The 19,139-nt window shown below is 65.9% G+C and carries 17 protein-coding genes; 2 read left to right on the top strand and 15 right to left on the bottom strand.

Features of this window, described 5'->3' with window-relative positions; genetic code table 11:
- Positions 1–105: 105 nt before the first annotated feature.
- The gene (locus tag NX02_RS21960) at positions 106–1,251 is read left to right on the top strand and encodes a helix-turn-helix transcriptional regulator (RefSeq protein ID WP_025294316.1); all 1,146 of its coding nucleotides are present in this window, start codon (positions 106–108) and stop codon (positions 1,249–1,251) included.
- 148 nt (positions 1,252–1,399) lie between these two features.
- Here NX02_RS21960 and NX02_RS21955 read toward each other — a convergent pair whose 3' ends face one another.
- The 4 genes from NX02_RS21955 to fdxA form a co-directional block, all read right to left on the bottom strand.
- Positions 1,400–2,380 carry a glycoside hydrolase family 43 protein gene (locus NX02_RS21955; RefSeq protein ID WP_025294315.1) on the bottom strand — a complete coding sequence of 327 codons (981 nt, stop codon included), beginning with the start codon at positions 2,378–2,380 and terminating at the stop codon, positions 1,400–1,402.
- Positions 2,377–3,606 (bottom strand): glycosyl hydrolase 53 family protein, encoded by a 1,230-nt coding sequence (locus tag NX02_RS21950; RefSeq protein WP_025294314.1) that lies wholly within the window; start codon positions 3,604–3,606, stop codon positions 2,377–2,379. Before NX02_RS21950 ends, NX02_RS21955 begins: the two co-directional genes overlap by 4 nt.
- Entirely contained in the window at positions 3,603–6,077 is a 2,475-nt protein-coding gene (locus NX02_RS21945; RefSeq protein ID WP_025294313.1) for a beta-galactosidase, read from the bottom strand. The genes NX02_RS21950 and NX02_RS21945 overlap by 4 nt, the downstream gene beginning before the upstream one ends.
- A gap of 815 nt (positions 6,078–6,892) precedes the next feature.
- Positions 6,893–7,231, bottom strand: a complete 339-nt coding sequence (fdxA, locus tag NX02_RS21940) for a ferredoxin FdxA (RefSeq protein WP_025294312.1) — start codon at positions 7,229–7,231, stop codon at positions 6,893–6,895.
- On the opposite strand from fdxA, the gene NX02_RS21935 reads away from it, so the two are divergent.
- A complete protein-coding gene (locus NX02_RS21935; protein WP_245648673.1) occupies positions 7,137–8,330 on the top strand; it encodes a LysR substrate-binding domain-containing protein in 1,194 nt (397 codons plus the stop codon). The genes fdxA and NX02_RS21935 overlap by 95 nt on opposite strands.
- Here the strand turns inward: NX02_RS21935 and NX02_RS31760 are convergent.
- The 11 genes from NX02_RS31760 to NX02_RS21895 all read right to left on the bottom strand — a co-directional run bounded on the left by NX02_RS31760 (position 8,280) and on the right by NX02_RS21895 (position 19,139).
- Positions 8,280–9,428: a hypothetical protein gene (locus tag NX02_RS31760; RefSeq protein ID WP_211258243.1), complete on the bottom strand. Its 1,149-nt coding sequence runs from the start codon at positions 9,426–9,428 to the stop codon at positions 8,280–8,282. The two genes, NX02_RS21935 and NX02_RS31760, sit on opposite strands and share 51 nt — an antisense overlap.
- Before the next feature lie 32 nt (positions 9,429–9,460).
- The gene (locus NX02_RS31755) at positions 9,461–9,913 is read right to left on the bottom strand and encodes a hypothetical protein (RefSeq protein ID WP_084718014.1); all 453 of its coding nucleotides are present in this window, start codon (positions 9,911–9,913) and stop codon (positions 9,461–9,463) included.
- Entirely contained in the window at positions 9,910–11,763 is a 1,854-nt protein-coding gene (locus NX02_RS31750) for a Z1 domain-containing protein (protein ID WP_084718012.1), read from the bottom strand. The genes NX02_RS31755 and NX02_RS31750 overlap by 4 nt, the downstream gene beginning before the upstream one ends.
- A gap of 220 nt (positions 11,764–11,983) precedes the next feature.
- Complete coding sequence (locus NX02_RS21930; RefSeq protein ID WP_025294310.1) at positions 11,984–12,994, bottom strand: sugar kinase; 1,011 nt, start codon at positions 12,992–12,994, stop codon at positions 11,984–11,986.
- A 1-nt stretch (position 12,995) separates the two neighbouring features.
- Positions 12,996–13,751: a 2-dehydro-3-deoxy-D-gluconate 5-dehydrogenase KduD gene (kduD, locus tag NX02_RS21925; protein ID WP_025294309.1), complete on the bottom strand. Its 756-nt coding sequence runs from the start codon at positions 13,749–13,751 to the stop codon at positions 12,996–12,998.
- Positions 13,752–14,037: 286 nt separating this feature from the next.
- Positions 14,038–14,697 (bottom strand): RpiB/LacA/LacB family sugar-phosphate isomerase, encoded by a 660-nt coding sequence (locus NX02_RS21920; protein ID WP_025294308.1) that lies wholly within the window; start codon positions 14,695–14,697, stop codon positions 14,038–14,040.
- A gap of 43 nt (positions 14,698–14,740) precedes the next feature.
- The gene (locus tag NX02_RS21915; protein ID WP_025294307.1) at positions 14,741–15,373 is read right to left on the bottom strand and encodes a 2-dehydro-3-deoxy-6-phosphogalactonate aldolase; all 633 of its coding nucleotides are present in this window, start codon (positions 15,371–15,373) and stop codon (positions 14,741–14,743) included.
- Positions 15,370–16,248 (bottom strand): 2-dehydro-3-deoxygalactonokinase, encoded by an 879-nt coding sequence (locus tag NX02_RS21910; protein WP_025294306.1) that lies wholly within the window; start codon positions 16,246–16,248, stop codon positions 15,370–15,372. The genes NX02_RS21915 and NX02_RS21910 overlap by 4 nt, the downstream gene beginning before the upstream one ends.
- Positions 16,249–16,357: 109 nt before the next feature.
- Complete coding sequence (locus tag NX02_RS21905; protein WP_025294305.1) at positions 16,358–16,987, bottom strand: LutC/YkgG family protein; 630 nt, start codon at positions 16,985–16,987, stop codon at positions 16,358–16,360.
- Positions 16,984–18,378, bottom strand: coding sequence for a lactate utilization protein B (locus NX02_RS21900; protein WP_025294304.1), 1,395 nt, complete (start codon positions 18,376–18,378; stop codon positions 16,984–16,986). The genes NX02_RS21905 and NX02_RS21900 overlap by 4 nt, the downstream gene beginning before the upstream one ends.
- Complete coding sequence (locus NX02_RS21895) at positions 18,375–19,139, bottom strand: (Fe-S)-binding protein (protein WP_025294303.1); 765 nt, start codon at positions 19,137–19,139, stop codon at positions 18,375–18,377. Before NX02_RS21895 ends, NX02_RS21900 begins: the two co-directional genes overlap by 4 nt.

Here is a 19,139-nt window from a genome sequence, read left to right as displayed (position 1 = left end):
ATCTTAACGGATCGACGCCTATCCCGGTCCCGGATCGACTTGATCCCGATAAAACAAAGAACCGATGGTCGCCCAAAATGCGTTCGTGCTGGTTGGGGAAGTTGGATGGCGATCATCGGTAACGAAGCGGCGGTAGGCGCCCGTGGCGTGGAGTCCGCCGCTATGGCGCTCGCCGATCGCTTCGCCGACGCTGCTCTGGACGGCGCGCACTGGATGCCGGCGCTCGCGGCGCTGGCGAGTGCGACCGGGTCTGCGCATGGGCAGCTTGTCGGGATCGGCGGGCCGCGGGTGGTGCCTTTCAACTGGGTGACGGGCTTCTCGCAGGCGGCGATCGACCAGTTCGTCGAGATCGATGGCGGGGATCCGCTGATCAACCCGCGTGTCGCGGTCTCGATCGGTGCGCCGGTCCTCGAGGTGCGGAGCGAGGCGGATTATCGCGCGGTCGCGCCGGCGATGCGCAGCGACGTCTATGCCGATTTCGCCCGGGATCATGACATCGCTTATGGTTGCCAGGCCAAGCTGGCCGAGGATGATGCCGGGCTGATCGGGCTCGCGGTGCTGCGCGGCGAACGCGACGGCGAGACGACGGCGGAGCAGCGCGCGCTGTTCGCCGCGGTCGCGCCGCATGTCCGCGCCGCGGTGCGGCTGCAGGCGGCGCTGGAAAACCAGGGGCTGGCGCTGGTGCGCGGTGTGCTCGATGCGGTGTCGGCTGCGGTGCTGCTGTGCGCGCGGGATGGGCGCATCCGGGCGGCGACGCCCGCCGCCGAGGCGCTGCTCGGCAACGGGCGGCTGCGCTGCGGCGACGGTCGTCTCGCCGCGGCGACGGCTGCCGATACGCTGGTGCTGCGGCGCGCGATTGCCGCCCATGGCGCGCCCGGCCCGCGCCGGCCGGCGGAAACGCTGGCGATCGGCGCCGGCGAAGGGTGCCTGCCGCTGCTGCTCGACATCTGCGCCGCCCCGGCGGGGCCATGGGCGTTCGGATTCCGGCCGACGGTGATGGTTATCGCCCGCTCCGAACGGCGCTGGCACGCCTCCGCCGCGACGATCCTGTCGCTGCTCTACGGCTTGTCCGATGCCGAGGCGGACGTCGCGCTGCGGCTGGCGCGGGGCGAAACCCGGGAGGCGATCGCGGAGCAGCGCGGCACGCGGCTGGAAACGGTGCGCGCGCAGTTGAAGACGGTGTTCGGCAAGCTCGGCGTCCGCCGCGAGGTGGAACTGGTGACGATGCTGGCGGATCTGCTGCGCAGTTGAGGCGCTTCATACCCCGATCGGGGGATGCGGCGGCGGCCCGCGCCGATAAGCAGGGGCGTGCGGATAGACGCGTTCGGGGGTGTGCGCCCGGTTTCGGCCGGGCGCACAGATAAGGCTCACACCGATGCAGCGCCCGGCGGGCCCGCGGCTATGCCTCCAGCGCCGCCAGCACCCCTCGCGGCACCCACAGCAGCGAGCCGTGCCGCGCACCCGCGGGTATCGAGAGCCTTGCGCCGACATCCTCCCAAGCGGCGAAATCGCTGGTTGCCGCGGCGCCCCAGCGGCCTTCCTTGTAGACGTCGTAATAGCAGAGCGTGCGGCCATCGACGGTCGCGGTCATCGGGCCTTCCACCCAGGCCGGGCTGAACGCGGAGGAGACCGCGCCGAACGGGCCGGTCACCGACTGTGCGCTGGCGACGTGCAGCGTCTTGCGCGGCGGCTGGACGGTCTCGTCCTTGACGATCAGGTGGAGGCCGCCCGCCGCGTCGCGCGCGAAGGTGCCGTCGATCACGCTGAACCCGGGATCGTAGAGCACGAACGGCGCATCGAAGCGCTCGAAATCAGCGGTGCGCACCGCCCAGAGCCGATGGTTGTAGGCGGATTCGGACGAGCCGGCGGTCTCCTCGAAGCGGCCGGTCACCGTGCTCGACCAGAAGATCAGATGCTTGCCCGTCGCGGCGTCGAAGATCGCCTCGGGCGCCCAGCAATTGCGCGTGCCCGGCACGCTTGCCATCACCGGCAGCGCGCGTTGCGGCGTCCAGTGGACGAAATCGCGGGTGGTGGCGTGGCCGATCGTCTCGCCCTCCCACGCGGTGGTCCACAGCATGTGCCACGGCGCGTCCGGCCCCTCGCCGCGGAACAGGAAGGGGTCGCGCAGCAATTTCTTCTCGCCCACCTCGGGCTTGAGCAGGCTGCGGCCGCCGGCGAGCGGGCGGAAGGCATAGCCATCCTCGCTGACCGCCAGCCGGAGGCCATCGGCCTCGCCGCGCCCGGTCATGAAATAGGCGAAGAGCAGCACATCGTCCGCCCCGCGCGCGGCGCCGGCGCGGGGCGTGGCGCAGCCGCCGAGCAACAAGGCAGCGGCCGCGCCGAAACCGAAATCGCGGCGGCTGAGGGCGTCGTCGATCATCGCTCCTCCCGATAGGCCTTTGCCATTTCGCCGTAGAGATCGAGCAGCGGATTGGCGACATAGTCGCCGTCCTTGCCCATCGGCCCGGTCTTGGGTGCGGGCGGCGCGGCGGGGGCCGCACCGGCCAGCCCGCCCGGCGCCTCGGCGCTGTTCAGCCCCTGCGAGATCAGGTTGGGCTTGGGGCCGCCGCCCGCGTTGCGGCCGTTCAGGTCGAACACCGCCTCCTGATGGCGGGTCGGTTCCCAGATGAAGGTGCCCCAGCCATGCTTGCCGGGCAGCGCGTGGACGAGATCGTTGAGGTAGCGCTTGCGGCTGGAATATTCCGCCACCAGCAGGCCCTTGTCCGGATAGCGGCGGACGAAATTGGCGAAGCTTCCCGCCCAGTCGCCCTCGGCGCGCTGCTGGTAGCAGGAGAGGCCGATGACATCGAACTCCACCCGCCGCGCGATCAGCGCGTCGGTCCATTCCTGCAGGATCGGCCAGTGGCGGCCGAGATGGTTGTGGAGCTGGATGAGGATGCCGGGCTCCGCCGCCTTCGCGCCGGCGACGCCGCTGCGCAGGAACAGCGCGAACGTGTCGAAGCCGCCCACGGCACCCGCGTTGCGATGATTGGCATCGGTCACCGGATTTCCGGTGGAGGTGCTCAGCCGCACCCGGCCGTGCGGCCACAGCATGCCGAAGGTGATCTCGTTGCCGATCACCGCCATGTCCACCGGCGCGCCGCCGCCACGCATCGCCTTCAGCGTGTCGCGCGTGTGCGCCTCCACCGCGCGGGCGAGCGCGGGCGCGTCATGGTCCTTCCACGCCGCCGGCACGCCCTGATGCTCGGGATCCGCCCAGGTATCCGAATAATGGAAGCTGAGCGCGAGGCCCATGCCGGCATCCTTGATGCGCTTGCCCAGCTTCACGGTCTGCGCCAGCCCGGCCCACGCCTTGTCGGGCTCGCGCTTCGAATAGCCGGCCGACGGATCGACAAAGATGCGCAGGCGGATATAGTTGAAGCCGGCATCGCGCAGCAGCAGCACCGGATCTTTCTGCTTGCCGTCCGCGAAGAAGCGCGCGCCCGCGGCCTCATCCTCGGGGATCCACGAGATATCCGCGCCGATCATGAACGGCCCCGGCCGCGCGCCGTTGCGGGGCGTGGCGGCGAAAGCGGGGGCGGCGCCCGCCACCAGCGGCATGGCGAGCGCACCCAGCGCGGTGCGGCGGTCGATCGTCCAGCTCATTGCGTCACCACCAGCTCATGCTCGGGCACCAGCCGGATGGACTTGATCTCCGCCACCTGGCCGGTCGCGGGAAGCTGCTTGCGGGCGACCTCGTCGAGATAGATCGGCGCGTCGGCGCGCATCGGCATCACCGTCATCGTCCAGGGATGGCCGAGGCGCGAGGCGAAGCGCTTGAGGCCGATGCGCCACACCCGCCCGTCCCAGAAAGCGTCGTCGAGCATCGTCGTGCCATCGAGCAGGCGGGCGACGTCGCCGCGATAGTCGATCTCCATATAGGCGTCGCTGGCCCCGGCCAGCGCATCCTGCGGCACGGTGAAGCCCCACGCGCCCGCGGCGCGATGCGCCTCCGGCAGCGGCTGCATCGCCGCGTTCGCCGGGCCGCCGATGGCGATCGGCGGCGCCTCGCCGGGCGTGCGCTCGAGCGTGAGCGGCAGGGTGCGCGGCGCGGCGCCGGGGACGGTAGCGGTCAGCCCGCCGTCCCGCCCGCGCGCGATCGGCGCGCTGCCCTTCGGGCTGGCGAGCGCCGGCCACACCGAGAAGCGGAAATCGCCGCTGCCGCGCTGGCGCAGCACCATCCGGTCGGGCGCGAAGAACAGGTCGGCATCGGTCAGCACCAGCCGGCGCTGGCCGAACGCGTCACCCACCCACGCCTTGCCCGCCTGCGCCTGATCGAGCAGCACTATGCGCACCGTCTTGCCGTCCTTGCCCGTCACCGAGATGGTGACCGGCGCAGCCTTCGGCGTGACCTTGGCGATCATCCGCCCGCCGGCATCGCGCGTGGAGGGCACCGAGAGCGACGCCACCGTCGCCGCATCGAAGGCCAGCTCCACCGCGCCCGGCGCGGTCGCCGCCAGCACGTGGATCGGGCCCTTGTCGTCGGCCAGCCGCGTCATCGGCTGCGCGGTCGCCCAGCTCAGCCGCACCCCATCCATGTCGAGATTGACCGGCCAGATGAAGCTGGCGCCCGGCGCGATATCGACCGGGGCGGAGGGCAAGGTCAGCGAGCCGCCGGGCAGCTTCACGTCGAAGCGCACGCCGCGATGCGCGGGGGTGGGATAGAGGCGGACATGGTTGTTGACGAACAGGAAGCCGGCATCGCCGGCGCCGCGCAGCGACCAGCGCAGCGGCTGCAGATCGAGATGGTCCCTGGGCACCACCGCGGGCTGGTAGAGCCGCGTCGTCGCCAGCCGGTCACCATAGGCGTTGAGGAAATAATGGAGCGGACGCAGCGCGCCGCTCACCGGATTGACCTCGCCATATTGGCCGAGCGGCGCCTGGAAATCATAGCCGATCGCCGGCACGTCGTTATAGCCGCCCGAGCGCTGCGTTTCCTCCAGCGTCCGGCCGTTCGCCAGCGGATTGGCGCCGCCGTGGAACATGTAATAGCCCAGCAGATTGACGCCCGAGCCGATCTGGGTGGTGATCGCGGCGGAGACGTCGATCGGCTTCATCAGCGGCCGCCGACGATACATCACCGGCAGCCCGCCGCCATATTCGGCGCCGAGGAAGGGGGTATTCTCGATATCGTCGTCGGCATCGCCGCGCCGCCCGCCCTTGGTCTGCGCGCCGAGATCGCCGCTTACCCGGCTGGTGAAGCGGAAGGCGTGATTCTCGTTGGGCGGAAGCTGCTTCGGGCTCGCCGCCCAGGGCAGATCCATATAGCCGCCCATCACCGGCACCACCTCGCCGCGGGGATAGACGGTCTGGTCCCAGCCGGTGACGGTGTAGAGCGGCGTATCGAAGCCGATCTTCACCGCCAGCGCCTTCAGCGCCGCGATATGCTCGCGCCCCTGCCCTGCGCCGACGAGATTATATTCATTCTCCACCTGGAAGCCCATGATCGGGCCGCCATCCTTCCACATCAGCCCGCGCAACTGGCCGTAAAGCCCTCGCCAGAACCGTTCGACCTCGGCCATATAGGCGGGATCATTGCCGCGCGTGGCGGTGGCGGCGACCACCCAATCCGGAATACCCCCGAACCGCGCCTCGGCATGGCCCCACGGGCCGGGGCGGATGAACAGCATCATGCCATGCTTCCGGCAGAGCTCCGCAAAGCGGCGGATGTCGCGATCGCCGGTCCAGTCGAGCGTGCCCGGTGCCAGCTCATAATGGTTCCACAATATGTAGGTGGCGACGATGTTCACGCCCGCCGCCTTCATCTTGAGGATCTCCTCCTCCCAATAGGCCGCCGGAAAGCGCGAGGCGTGGAACTCGCCCATCACCGGAATCCACGGTTTGCCATCGCGGGTGAGGTAACGGCTGTTGACGCCGAGCGTGCCGCCGGGCCCGGTGCCCGTGCCGAGATGAAGATGATCGCTGCGCGGCGCCGGGGCGGGCGCGGTGGCGTCGACGCTGACGGGTGCCTGCGCGGCGAGGGGGGCGGTGGCGAGAAGGGCGGCAAGAAAGGCGGCCGAGCGCCAGCCGCGTCGGCGATGCAGGAATGCGCCCGCTGCATGATGATGGTTCTGCATGGTCCGCTCTCTCCCCGTTGGCATCGGCCATTCTCTGGAGCGCACCATTAATCTGATAAATGTGACGGGCTCAAGTGCGGGGGCGGAAAGCGCCGAATTTGGCGGAAGGGGAGGGCGAAAGTGACAAAGGTGACAGTGGATCGCGGATGATCGGCTGCGCAAAGGCACAAGGGGTCAGGGGCCGGCGCCGGCGTGGGCGATCGTCGGCTGAAGGCGGGTTGGGATCGGTGCGGCCGTGGACGAGCGATTGGCGCGGGCGGGGCGGAGGTGGCGAAAAGGGCGGGGGATTGCGCGCATGAGGGACTCCCGATCGTTCGCGCGGTGGCGCGGAGCGATCGTTCCACGCGGGCCGCGCCTTTGATGACAGGCCCGCCTATTGGGTTGGCGCGTGGGCGTGAATCGTGAGGGGGACGCTGGGATCGGTACATCGCCCCCGTCATCCCGGCTCAAGGCCAATTGGCGCTACGGCATTTCCAGATTGAGCGGGACTGCCGCCGCGTCACCTCGCCCCTACGGGGAGAGGGACAGGGAGAGGGGGAAAGTCGCGCAAGGCGTAAGGGCTTGGAGGGTTCAGCGCTGCTGCTCCGCCGGCTTTTCAGAGCGAACCCGTCAGCCCGTTACGCCCGGCGCGACTGCCCCTCTCCCTGGTCCGCTACGCGGACCTGTCCCTCTCCCCGTAGGGGCGAGGGAAAGGCGCGGCCGCAGCGCCTGCGCGGGAGAGGCTTGAAGGCAGCAGTCGCTGACGGGTTAGCGCCTATGGGGTCGAACCCGGTGCGGCAGGGGTGGAGCACCACTCGCGCTTGCCTGCCCACACCTCAATTCCCCGTGCCCGGATTCGCCGAAAAATACCGCTCGAACTTCCCCTTCTCGTCACGATGGGCATCCGCGTCCGCCGGCGCCGCCTTCCGGTTGGTGATCTCCGGCCAGATGGCCGCGTAGGTCGCGTTCAGTTCCAGCCACGGCGTGGCAAGCGGGTCGATATCGGGCAGGATCGCCTCCGCCGGACATTCCGGGATGCAGATCCCGCAGTCGATGCATTCCGTGGGATCGATCACGAGCATGTTCTCGCCCTCGCGGAAGCACGCGGTCGGGCACATCGTGGCGCAATCCGTATATTTGCAACGGATGCAGGCGTCGGTGACGACGAAGGTCATAGGGCTTTCCCTGAATGCTGTCGCGGGCGCTGGCCGTTCGGCGCATCGCCCGACGAAGCGGCTTCGATCGCATCGGCGCCGCGCTCGCTGTCGCCGATGCGGCATCGGCATAGGCCACGCGCTAAAATCGATAAAATTGGTAATATCGCTAAAGATCATCGATAAACCAGATATGCGGTTCAGCCTGCGCCACCTGCAGATCTTCGCCGCCACGGCCCGGCATGAGAGCATCTCGGCCGCCGCGGCCGAACTCGCGATGTCGCAATCGGCGGCGAGCACCGCGCTGCTCGAACTGGAGCGGCGCTATGACCGACCGTTGTTCGACCGCGCCGGCAAGCGCCTGCGCATCAACGAAACCGGCCGCGCGCTGCTGCCCGCCGCGCGCGATCTGCTGGACCGCGCCGGAGAGATCGACGCCCTGCTGGCCGGACGCCTCGGCCCCGGCCCGTTCCGGCTGGGGGCGACGCAGACGATCGGCAGCCATGTCGCCCCGGCGCTGATGCAAAGCTATGCGCGCCAGCACCCCGACGCGCCGCTGACGCTGGAGATCGGCAACACCGCCGACATCGCCCGCAAGGTTGCCGACTTCTCGCTCGACCTCGGGCTGATCGAGGGCAAGCTGCAAAACCCCGACCTGATTATGACCGAATGGCTCGGCGACGAACTGGTGCTGATCTGCAACCCCGCCCACCCCCTCGCCGGGCAGGAACCGGTGACGATCGACGCGCTGCTGGCGGAACGCTGGGTGGTCCGCGAAAAAGGATCAGGCACCCGCCAGACACTCGACCGCGCCATGCATCCCTATTGGGAGCGCTGGCGGATCGACCTCGAACTACAGCAGATCGAGGCGATCATCGAGACGGTGGCGTTGAGCGCGTTGATCGGGTGCGTGTCGCATCTGGCGGCGCGGGGGGCGCTGGAACGAGGGCGGGTCGTTCGGCTGGAGGCGCCGGATCTCGATCTTCAGCGGCGGTTCTATATCTTGTCGCATCGGGAGAAATATGTGACGCCGGGGATGCGGGCTTTTCTCAGGATTTGCAGCGAATCCTCAGATTTTGGCGAACGTGAGAATCACTTCCTTTCGCATCCGTTTACTTAGTGCTCCCGAAGCGGGAGTGGGCAGGTAGCGGCTTCCGGAGGGGAGTTCCCTCTCTATCTTGGCCGTCATTTCAAGGCCGACCAGCGCTCCTGCTTGCGCCAGAGCTTCAGAATTCTCAATGTAAACTCCTTTCAAGCAAGAGTTGCCCATAACAAAGGTAGCTTTAGCGTTTTTTTTCAGTACCCGGGCGATCTCGCCAATCATCGCGTGCAGATCGACTACATACCGATCAATCATGCCTTGGTGCCGGTTGGGCAACGATGACACCGATCCCATCGCATCTTTGATCGACTTGAAGGCCTTATCGTCGAAGGGGGCATCCGGCCTGCGCTCGCTTCCGATGCTGGCTGATCTAGTTGCCGTTAAATCGCCGTAGCGATGCCCGAGCCATACCAGGGACATCCTGTGCCCGCGCATATAATCGATGGCATTGAGATAGGGCGGAGATGTCAAAACCGCATCAATGCTCTCATCAGCGACCCCAGACATTCTTCTGGCATCACCTCGACTTATCGTGGCGCTTCCGCTTTGTGGGATGGTTGAAACACGTTTCCGTACCGCCCGAAGTGATTTGGCAAATCCGTCAAACACGTCGTAATCCGACTCAAGGGTTACGCGATGAGGCCGACTGTGCGAGGTATCTTGAGCAAGCGAAGCCGCTTGCTTCTTCGTTATGATGATGCGGCTAAGGGCAATCTTGCATATGTCGGCGATGTCAGATGGCAGGCCAAACTCATCGCTATTGGACAGGGCATAAGCGATGCGCCGCAAATCGGCGCGTTGGGCCTGGCCGAACCAATAGTTAACAAATCGCTCCGCCTCTTTATCCCCGTCGATCCAAGGAAGGGTAATTTCGTCCGGATTGAAAGCCTTCGCGATGTCGAGAAACTTGCACTGCCAAGTGGCGACGTCATCGTCATTGACGGGCGTAGTCCCCACCTTGCTGATGAGGACAGCTAGCGGATCGAGATCGAAGCCCATGGCGTTTAGCTTGCGTTGTTTCGCCACACGAGCGACTGTTCCTGATCCGGTCATTGGATCAAGCACGGTGCCTGATGCTAAGCTTTCCAGCGATTTCAAGGCCAATTCGGGCGCCATCCGCGCCGGGAAGGGGTGTACCGAAGGTGTCATTACTGGCCCTGCAATTCGTCAAAAATGTAGCGCAGGCCACGTCGCTTCGGACGCGAAAGCTTGCCCCCTGTTCCGTTGATCCGATACATGGTATTCCGATCACGATCTACCCGGACGAAGCTGGTTGTCTCGCCGCCTCGCGGATTCACCGACCAAAATTCGTTTAGGGACAGCGCGACCGCGCCATCTTGACCGCAGACATGGATTAGCCAGACGCTGTCGCAGCGCGTCGCCAGCCGCTCTATCTCTCTAAGATTTTCATCGAGGTATGTAAACTGCCATGGCGGCAGTCTCTTTGAGCTGTGCTTTATGTGGATGCCCACGGTATCGTTGATACGGTAGGTGTTCACGCGACCCATATCATCATAGGTTTCGACTTTGAGGGGGCGGTTGGCACCAACGATCAGTTCCCGGATCGCTGCACCATGGTATCTTTCAAATTCTCCGATCATTTCAGATTTTTGATGAATTGAACTGATCCGTCAAATTTATAGAATAGCCGCGCTTTTCCTGCTTCGTTCTTGAATATTCGTAAAAAATGAACGGTGTTTCCTGCTCTGTCAGCTTGCCGGATTGTAAGAAAACCCTGCCGTCTCTGAATGTCAGATTTCTCCTGCTCGGTCATGCTGGGGAACATGCCTGCGCTCTGGAACACCTTAAGCCCGGTTTTGCCGCGGGACAGAGAGTGAAGAATAAATTCACGTAGGTAACGAGGAAAGGCGGCATCGCCAAGCTTATCAGCAATTTGGTTCACTTTGTCCGCTGGTGAAAGCGCCGAACCCGCAATGTTATCCAAATCTGCAGTGAAGTCGAAAATAGCAAAGCTCATTTCTCCGCGATCCAAATCCACCGTAGAATTGTCGACGCTACCGCTCGCTACCGCTGCGATTCGCTTATCGGCAATCCAAACTGGCGAACCCAAGCCGCTGTCGATCGATGCAAGCGCTAAGCGGTGATATACGAAGCATCGATGCCAATCGGCGTAAAGAGCAATGGGGATGGTCAGCTCAAAATGCGCCAGATAGGCGCCCCGGCTGCCAAACATCCGGGCGCGCTGAATGTATGTGTCCTGCTGTAACTTATTCTTAACATCCCTCGTAAAGAACATGCTAAGCAGATTATTAAATGTAACACCTCTGGAAACAATATTGCCTCCGATAACAATCGTGAAAAGCGCAGAAGGATTTGTCGCATTTCCGCCAAAATTCTTAAAAGATGCCTCGCTATTGAGGACTATAATTGCCCTTTTGCTAATATTTGCAAGGACATATCGGGTTATGTCATCGGCGGACACATCTACATAGTTCGATTTCGCTATGGTCCAAATTTCTCTGAGGTACTTCTCAAACTTCGTATTTTTTTGATCTGATAAAACGGAGAATACTTTTCTTATATTTTCTAGATCGGCTTTATGGTCGATTTTCTTTCCACTTGTGTGAATCAGGAGCGAATAATTATTCTCATCAGTGTTGGTGAGATTTAGATGGGCTGCATTTACCATGAATCGGAACAAGGCGGCGCGCTCATGGCGAAAATCATCATTCTTGTCTGGCATGAGGCAAAGTTTATATTTTAGCCCGGCAATGCCAATTTCATCGATATTTATGGGAAAGAAATCATCCTGCCCGGTATACATTCTATGAGGAGGGAATTTTACCCAAAGCTTTGAATCGTTGTTGAATGTATTGTTGAGATTAAGTCTCGCTGGGGTTGCCGTTACGCCAATATAATGTCCCGTATCGCCAATTATTCTTCCAATAAGCTCGTTTATCGGGGTCTTATCGTTCTTGTTTATTAGCGAGTTAGGCGTAGCATAATCGGCCTCGTCGTCAATAACAACGACCCTGGGCATGTTACCAATCTTGTTGATAAGATCTCGAAGATTATTTCCATTCTTTTTGCAGAAGACGATAAAGGTTCCCGCTTTGACGTCTATCGCAGGATCGACTATTTCCATGAAGTTCTGAGCGGAAGGAGCTAGCCCCGAGCTATGAAAGCGGCCGAGGTTTTGGCCTAGGAGGTCAACGCTATCGTTCAACAGATGAACGATAAAACGATAACCTTCGTCAAGAAGCTTGGCGGTAAGGCAGATCATCATCTCGGTCTTGCCGCTTTGCGGCTCCCCATAGATGACGAACGATTTCTGAGTGGCGCCGGAGAGATTCTTAAGCGCGCCTTGAACAGCTAATTCGATACACTCTGTCGAATTGCCAACGTCGCGCAAGCGCTGCAATTGCCGCTGGTACTGATTGCTCGGCTGATCGCCTGACGTGAACTTTGAAATATCGAACGTGTCTGACATACTCGATCCCCCCGAACTTAAATGTGGCGGGGAAGCAAGGGGCGATCAAGCGAGAAAACATCCAAATTGAAGCTCTTGCTTGCACGGAATCTGCCGGCATCAACAGGTAGCCAATCAGCATCCAGTCGGCGAACGCTGGATTTTGAAGTGCAAGTCGGCCTTCCACCGAGAGCTTTTTGAGCAGAAACCAGGCACGCAGCAATAGTTCAAGCACAAGTCCCTACCGCCGCACGTCCCGATGCCCATCCAGAAACGCCTGTAGATCCGCCTTCGTATGGAAGGAGGCATCCCCCGGCAGCGCATGCTTGAGCACCGTCAGCCCCAGCCCGGCTTCCGCCGCGCGCTCCAGATCCGCCTCGTCGTCGAGTAGCACGTGCAGCACGCCCGCCGCGAAGGCGTCGCCCGCGCCGATGCGGTCGACGATGCCGGAGACCGTGACCTCCTTGGTCTGGACGAAGCGGTCGCGGGCGTCGATGCGGGCGGCGATGCGGTTGTGGTCGCTGTCGTCGGCCTGGCGCGCGGTGGACGCGATGATGCGCAGGTTGGGGAAGGCTTCGAACGCGGCGTCGGCGGCTTCGCGCCTGCGGTCGGAGCCGTCGCCGGAGAAGGCCCGGCCGAGCAGCAGCGCCACGTCGCGGTGGTTGCCGAACAAGATGTCGGTCATGCCGATCAACGCGCTCAGGGTCGTGCGCGGGTCGCTGTCCCACGCTTCCCACAGGCGGGCGCGGTAATTGCCGTCGAAGATCAAGGTCAGGCCGCGATCCTTGGCGGCACGCGCGGCGGCGATCGCCATCGCCGACGACGCCGGCCCCAGCGCTGGGGTGATGCCCGACATGTGGAGGTGGGTGGCGCCGGCGAACGCCGCATCCCAGTCGAAATCGCTCAAGGCGGCGGTGGCGAAGGCGCTGCCGGCGCGGTCATAGACCACTTCGGCGGCGCGCTGGCCGGCGCCCGGCGTCAGGAAATAGAGGCCCATCCGCTCGCCGCCGGTGGCGACGGCCGAGCAGTCGACCCCCGCGCCGCGCAGCACCGACAGCGCCAGCGCGCCCAGCGCATTGTCCGGCACCCGGCTCACCATCCGCGTCGTGTGGCCAAGGCTGGCGAGGCCGATCGCGACGTTGGCCTCGGCGCCGCCGACATGGAGGTCGAGGCTGCGGCCCTGCACGATCAACTGCTTGCCCGGGGGCGAGAGCCGGATCAGCAGTTCGCCGAAGAATAGCGGACGCGCCATCTCAGCGCGCCAGCCAGCCGCCGTCGACCGCCAGGATATGGCCATCGACATAGTCCGACGCGGAGGAGGCGAGGAACACCGCGGCGCCGCCGAGGTCGGAAGGCTTGCCCCAGCGGCCGGCCGGGATGCGCTCGACGATCTGGCGGTTGCGGGTCTCGTCCGCCTGCAGTGCTGCGGTGTTGTTGGTGGCGATATAGCCCGGCGCGATGCCGTTGACGTTGATGCCTTTGGCCGACCATTCATTGGCGAGCAGCTTGGTGAGGCCGCCGACGCCGCTCTTGGACGCGGTGTAGCTCGGCACGCGGATGCCGCCCTGGAAGGTCAGCATCGAGGCGATGTTGATGATCTTGCCGCGGCCTTGGGCCAGCATGTGGCGCCCCGCTGCCTGGCTGAGGAAGAACACCGACTTGAGGTTGGTGTCGATCACCGCGTCCCAGTCGGCCTCGGTGAAATCGACGCTGTCGGCACGGCGGATGATGCCGGCATTGTTGACGAGGATGTCGAGCCCGCCGAGCGTCTCGACGGTCTCGGCGACGATGCGGCCGACCGGCTCGATCGTCGAGAGGTCGGCGGAGACGATCTCGGCGCGGCGGCCGAGCGCGCGCACCTTCTCGACGGTCTCTTGTGCCGGCGTGCGGCCCACCGCCGCGATATCCGCCCCCGCTTCGGCCAGCGCCACCGCGATCGCCTGGCCGATGCCGGTGTTCGCGCCGGTTACCACCGCGACCGTGCCGCTGAGGTCGAAGATGTTGCTCATGTGGGGGGATCCGTATGCTTGGGGGCGAAGGGTGCCCGATTTTCAGACTATCGTCATCCCGGGCTTGACCCGGGATCCTGCCGCCCCGCCCAACCCGTTCGTCCCGAGCAGGGACTGAGCCTGGCGAAGCCTGTCCCGAGCGAAGTCGAGGGGGCCCGTATCGAAGGACCTGCTCCGAGCCTGACCCTTCGATACGCCATTTCGACTTCGCTCAATGGCTACTCAGGGCGAACGGGGGAGGGCAAGAGAGCGCCGGGCGCGGGTTCCCCCGCGCCCGGCCGTCACATCACGCGTTCTCGAGCACCGGGGCGTCGACGAGGCCGGCGATGAAGTCGCGCAGTTCGCCTTCCTCGGCGTTCGCGAAGAAATATTCGGCGAAGTGCGGGCCGGCGATGGCGGCCTTCAGCAGGTCCTGGTCGACCGCCTTCAGCGCCGACACGATGTCCTTGCTGGTCGCTTCCTTCACGGTCTTCAGGATGCCGCGGTTCTTGGCCATGATCTCGGCGCGCTCCTTGGGATAGCCCAGGCCGCGCTCGCCCTCGAACAGCTTGCGGTAGACGTCCTGCAGGTTGAGCTCGGCGGCCCAGCCGAAGCCCTTGGCGTAGGGCATCGAGATCGCGTTGCCGTCGTTGATCTGGCCGAACAGGAAGGCGTCGGTCGGATCGATGACGAGGCCGCAGAACACGCCCGGCATCGCGTTGCAGGCGAGCATCGCGCCCATGCCGGTGCCGCAGCCGGTGACGACGAAGTCGGCGGCCTTGGAATTGAGCAGCACCGCGGCGAGCAGGCCGTTCATGATGTAGGTCAGCGAGGCATCGTCCTCGGCCGAATACATGCCATAGTTGAACACCTGGTGGCCGAGCGGCTCGGCGACGGTGGTCAGCGCATTGTGGATGATCGGGTTCTTCGCGGCCTGGCTGTTCTCGGTGATCAGGGCGATTTTCATGGGAGAGTCTCCTTGGCGGGGGTGGTCGGGTGGAAGGACGGGCTCAGAGCGCGCGCCAGCCCTCGACGAAGGCGCGGGCGTTGGCGCCCACCGCCGCGGCGTCGAGGCCCGGCTTGAACAGCGCGGAGCCGAGGCCATAGCCATGCGCGCCGGCGGCGTGCCACGGGCCCATGTTGGTGGGGGCGATGCCGCCGACCACCAGCTTGGGCACGTCGCGCGGCAGCACCGCGAGCTGCGCCTTGAGCACGCCGGGGCTCATCGCCTCGGCGGGGAAGAATTTCAGGCCGTGCGCGCCGGCGGCGAGCGCTGCGAACGCCTCGGTGGGGGTGAAGCAGCCGGGCAGCGAGACCATGCCCGCCGCCACCGTCGCCGCGATCACCGCGGCATCGGTGTTGGGCGAGACGATCAGCCGGCCGCCCGCGGCGGCGACTTCGCTCACCTGCGCCGGTGTCAGCACCGTGCCGGCACCGACCAGCGCACGGCCGGCGAGGCGCTTCGCCAGCGCTGCGATCGACACCAGCGGCTCGGGCGAGTTCAGCGGCACCTCGATCAGGGTGAAGCCGGCCTCGACCAGCGCGTCGCCGATGGCTTCCACCTCGTCCGGTTTTACGCCGCGCAGGATCGCGACGAGCGGGCAGGCGGCGAAGGCGGTGGTGAATGCGGCGGGAGCGGTCATGCTGCGTGCCTCCAGATATGGGTGATGCCCGCGATGAACGCGGAATGGCTGTCGACAAGGGTTGCCCGGCCGCCGGCCGCGGCGATCGCGGCGGAATAGAGCGCGCCGAGCACGGGATCGGCGAGCAGGCCGATCGCCGGAGCCTCGGCGGGCCTGCGCGCCCACACGTCGGTGCCGATCAGCAGGCCGCTGACATAGGACGCCTCGTCACCCGCCGGGGTGCGGCCGGTGACGAAATCGGCGCGCACGCCGAACAGGCGGGCGAGCAGGTCGCCCCCTTGTGCATCGGCGACGCCGCGCAGGAAGGCGTCACCCGCCGCGACCGTGCCGGTCATCTGCGCGGCGAGCAGGCTGTGGCGCTGGACGAGCGAGAAGATCTCGCCGGTCATCGCGGTGGTGAAGCGGTCGATCCGGCCATCTTCCATCCACGCCCATTTGCAGTGGGTGCCGGGCTGGCAGAGCAGCGCGGTGGCGGGGGTGAGGCCGGCGAGCGTGGCGCCCAGCACCTGCACTTCCTCGCCGCGCATCACATCGGCATGCGCGGTGCCGTGCCAGGCGACGCCGGGGACGATCGCGGTGCGGCCGGGCTCCACCCAGTGCAGCGCGTTCGCCAGACCCGCGATGTCGGCGGGGCAGGGGAGGTAGGGCACCTCCGCCCAGCCGCGGTTGGAGCCGACCATGCCGGCGCACAGGATCGGCAGGTCGCCCATCTCGGCGCGGATCGCGGCAACCTCATCGGCATAGCCGGCGGGCTCCATCGCCAGGATGCCGCGATCGGTGCGCACGGTCGCTTCCACCGTGCCGTCGGCGGCGATGCGATAGACGCGGCGATTCGTGGTGCCCCAGTCGATGGCGAGGAAGGCGCCGTCCGTCATGCCTGGGCTCCGATCAAACTCACCATCCTTCGCCATATGCAGCGGGCTATTTATATGACTTGGCCCGGCTGTCCACCTGCCCGTTGGGCATTTTGGTTCATATCGTGGATCAATCGACCAACAGGTGGTCCAACAGGATCACATGCAAATATCTCGGCCCATGTGCGCCGCGCACATAGGTGCCCTCGATGTCGGTGGTGCCCGACACCCCCGTCACCCAATAATGCGCGCGCGGCTGGGCGCCGGGCAGGATCGCCTCCTCGAGATGGGCGACGATGTCCGCGGCGGCGAGCAGCACGATGTGATGCAGGGTCAGGAAGTTGGGCAGCATCGGCGCGGCGCGGCCGGTTTCGAACACCAGCGATCCGGTCTCGGCGATGCCGCAGCGGGCGATGGCGAGCGCGGCTGGCTCGTCGGGCGCCACCTCCGCGCGGCGCCCGGTGGTGGACCAGTCGCAGGCGTCGAGGCGGGGATCGGGGGGCAGATAGAGCGCCGCCGGCAGCCCGTGGCCGGCCAGATAGCGGGCGATCGCCGCAGGCAGCTCGGCGAGGCTGCCTATGCGGTCATGCGTCGCGGCGACGCTGGGCAAAGTGAGCTTGCCGAGGAATTCGGCTTCCAGTTGCGCAGGGGCGACCGCCGGCCGTTCGGGGGCGAGCAGCAGCGCCGCCGCCTCGCGCTCGATCGTGCCCGCGGGTGCGTTGCCGGGGAGGGCGGCCAATATGTCGTCGCGCGCACTCATCGGCGGTTCTGCTTCTTCCACTGCGCCATGAAGGTGCCGCCCCTGGGTACCGGCATGTCGCGATGCCGCGTCCAGCCGCCGGCGAACGGCAGCGACGTGATCCAGCCGTTGCGCCCCCACAGCCGCAGCACGCGCTGCGCCATGCCGGTGCCGAGGCGATACAGCGCCGGCCGCCGTGCGACCCAGGCCCACAGGCCGATGCCGGCGCGCATCGAAGTCGGCTCCAGCCCCTCGCGCCAGCTCTTCTCGCGCCAGCCGCGTAGCAAGGTGGGCAGCGGGATCTTCACCGGGCAGACTTCCTGGCACTTGCCGTTGAGCGTGCAGGCGCTGGGCAATTCGCGGCTCGCGGCGAGCCCGTCCAGCACCGGGGTCAGCACCGCGCCCATCGGGCCGGGATAGGTGCCGCCATAGGCATGGCCGCCGATCTGCCGGAACACCACGCAATGGTTCATGCAGGCGCCGCAGCGGATGCAGCGCAGCATCTCCGCCAGCCCCTCGGCGCGCATCCGGGTGCGGCCGTTGTCGACCAGCACGATGTGCATTTCCTCGGGGCCGTCATGGTCGCCGGCGCGCTTCGGGCCGGTGTAAAAGGTGGTGTATTGGGTGAGCGCGGCGCCGGTCGCGGAGCGCGCCAGCATCCGCAGCATGTGGGTGGCGTGCGCCATCGACGGCACCAGCTTCTCGATGCCGGCGGTGACGATATGGACGCGCGGCGGCACCAGCGACAGCTCGGCATTGCCCTCGTTGGTCACGGTGCAGACCGCGCCGGTGTCGGCGATCAGGAAGTTGGCGCCGGAGATGCCGACGTCGGCGCCCAGCATCTGCGTGCGCAGCTCGCGGCGGGCGCTTTCCGCCATCGCCGCGATCGTCTCTTCCTCGTGCGGGGTGCGGTGGCGCGCCTTGAACAGGGCGGAGATCTGCTCGCGCGTCTTGTGCATCGCCGGCCAGATGATGTGCGAGGGCCGCTCGTCGGCAAGCTGGATGATGTGTTCGGCAAGGTCGGTCTCGATGCGGCCGATGCCCGCCTCGGCGAGCGCATGCGGGAGGCCGATCTCCTCGCCGAGCATCGACTTGGAACGCGCGATGCTCTTCGCCCCGGCCGCCTTGCACAGGTCGATGACGATCCGGCACGCCTCGTCCGCCGTCCGCGCCCAATGCACGGTCGCGCCGGCGGCCACCGCATTGGCCTCGAACTGCTCGAGATAATGGCCGAGATTGGCGACGACATGGTCCTTGATCGCCGCCGCGCGATCGCGCGCGCGCTCGAAATCCGGGAAGGCGTCGACCGCCACCGCGCGCTTGGCCTCGGCGGTGCCGGCGGTGCGCTCGACCGCGATCTTGAGCGTGCGGTCCGCCAGCGCGGTCTCGACGCGATCGGTGAAGCCGCTCATCGCTCTTCCCCGATCGCCGGGCCGTCGCCCATGCCGGCGATCAACTCGATCGCGTGGAAGGCGCGGACGGGCGCGCCGCGGCGGTTGAGCTTGCCGGCCATGTTCATCAGGCAGCCGAGGTCGCCCGCGAGCAGGAGGTCGGCGCCGGTCGCCTCGATCGCCTGCGCCTTTTCCTCGACGATCGCGTTGGAGATGGCCGGATATTTGACGCAGAAGGTGCCGCCGAAGCCGCAGCAGGTCTCCTCGCCGGCGAGCGGGGTCAGCGCGAGGCCATCGATCGCGCCGAGCAGGCGGCGCGGCTGGCGCTTGATGCCGAGCTCGCGCAGCCCCGAGCAGCTGTCGTGATAGGCGGCGGTGGCATCGAGGGTGACGCCCTCGGGCCGCCAGCCGCGCACCTCGTCGAGATAGGCCATGATCTCGAAGGTCCTGGCGGCCAGCGCGTCGGCGCGCGGCCCCCATTCGGCGTCATGCTCGAAGAGTTCGGGATAGTGGCAGCGGATCGTCCCCGCGCAGGAGCCGGAGGGGACGACGATATGCTCATAGGGTTCGAGCAGCGCGATCATGCGCTTCGCGATCGCCGCGGCATTGTCGCGGTCGCCCGAATTGAGCGCGGGCTGGCCGCAGCAGGTCTGCCCGTCGGGCACGATCACCGCGCAGCCCGCCGCCTCCAGCGCGGCGACGGCGGCGAAGCCGATGCGCGGCCGGATCAGGTCGACCAGGCAGGTGGCGAACAGCGCAACCCGGGGGGCGGCCTGGTCCAT

It is taken from the genome of Sphingomonas sanxanigenens DSM 19645 = NX02, from assembly GCF_000512205.2.
Taxonomy (GTDB): domain Bacteria; phylum Pseudomonadota; class Alphaproteobacteria; order Sphingomonadales; family Sphingomonadaceae; genus Sphingomonas_D; species Sphingomonas_D sanxanigenens.
The sequence above is the reverse complement of the archived record's forward strand: the minus strand, read 5'-3'. Positions and strand labels throughout refer to the sequence as shown.

Coding starts and splice junctions, on each gene's coding strand:
- NX02_RS21920 (WP_025294308.1), bottom strand. CDS start 14,697: ATGAAAATCGCCCTGATCACCGAGAACAGCCAGGCCGCGAAGAACCCG.
- kduD (WP_025294309.1), bottom strand. CDS start 13,751: ATGAGCAACATCTTCGACCTCAGCGGCACGGTCGCGGTGGTAACCGGC.
- NX02_RS21910 (WP_025294306.1), bottom strand. CDS start 16,248: ATGACGGACGGCGCCTTCCTCGCCATCGACTGGGGCACCACGAATCGC.
- NX02_RS21895 (WP_025294303.1), bottom strand. CDS start 19,139: ATGGACCAGGCCGCCCCCCGGGTTGCGCTGTTCGCCACCTGCCTGGTC.
- NX02_RS21935 (WP_245648673.1), top strand. CDS start 7,137: ATGTTCTCGCCCTCGCGGAAGCACGCGGTCGGGCACATCGTGGCGCAA.
- fdxA (WP_025294312.1), bottom strand. CDS start 7,231: ATGACCTTCGTCGTCACCGACGCCTGCATCCGTTGCAAATATACGGAT.
- NX02_RS21900 (WP_025294304.1), bottom strand. CDS start 18,378: ATGAGCGGCTTCACCGATCGCGTCGAGACCGCGCTGGCGGACCGCACG.
- NX02_RS31750 (WP_084718012.1), bottom strand. CDS start 11,763: ATGTCAGACACGTTCGATATTTCAAAGTTCACGTCAGGCGATCAGCCG.
- NX02_RS21930 (WP_025294310.1), bottom strand. CDS start 12,994: ATGGCGCGTCCGCTATTCTTCGGCGAACTGCTGATCCGGCTCTCGCCC.
- NX02_RS21955 (WP_025294315.1), bottom strand. CDS start 2,380: ATGATCGACGACGCCCTCAGCCGCCGCGATTTCGGTTTCGGCGCGGCC.
- NX02_RS31755 (WP_084718014.1), bottom strand. CDS start 9,913: ATGATCGGAGAATTTGAAAGATACCATGGTGCAGCGATCCGGGAACTG.
- NX02_RS31760 (WP_211258243.1), bottom strand. CDS start 9,428: ATGGCGCCCGAATTGGCCTTGAAATCGCTGGAAAGCTTAGCATCAGGC.
- NX02_RS21945 (WP_025294313.1), bottom strand. CDS start 6,077: ATGCAGAACCATCATCATGCAGCGGGCGCATTCCTGCATCGCCGACGC.
- NX02_RS21905 (WP_025294305.1), bottom strand. CDS start 16,987: ATGAGTGCGCGCGACGACATATTGGCCGCCCTCCCCGGCAACGCACCC.
- NX02_RS21915 (WP_025294307.1), bottom strand. CDS start 15,373: ATGACCGCTCCCGCCGCATTCACCACCGCCTTCGCCGCCTGCCCGCTC.
- NX02_RS21960 (WP_025294316.1), top strand. CDS start 106: ATGGCGATCATCGGTAACGAAGCGGCGGTAGGCGCCCGTGGCGTGGAG.
- NX02_RS21950 (WP_025294314.1), bottom strand. CDS start 3,606: ATGAGCTGGACGATCGACCGCCGCACCGCGCTGGGTGCGCTCGCCATG.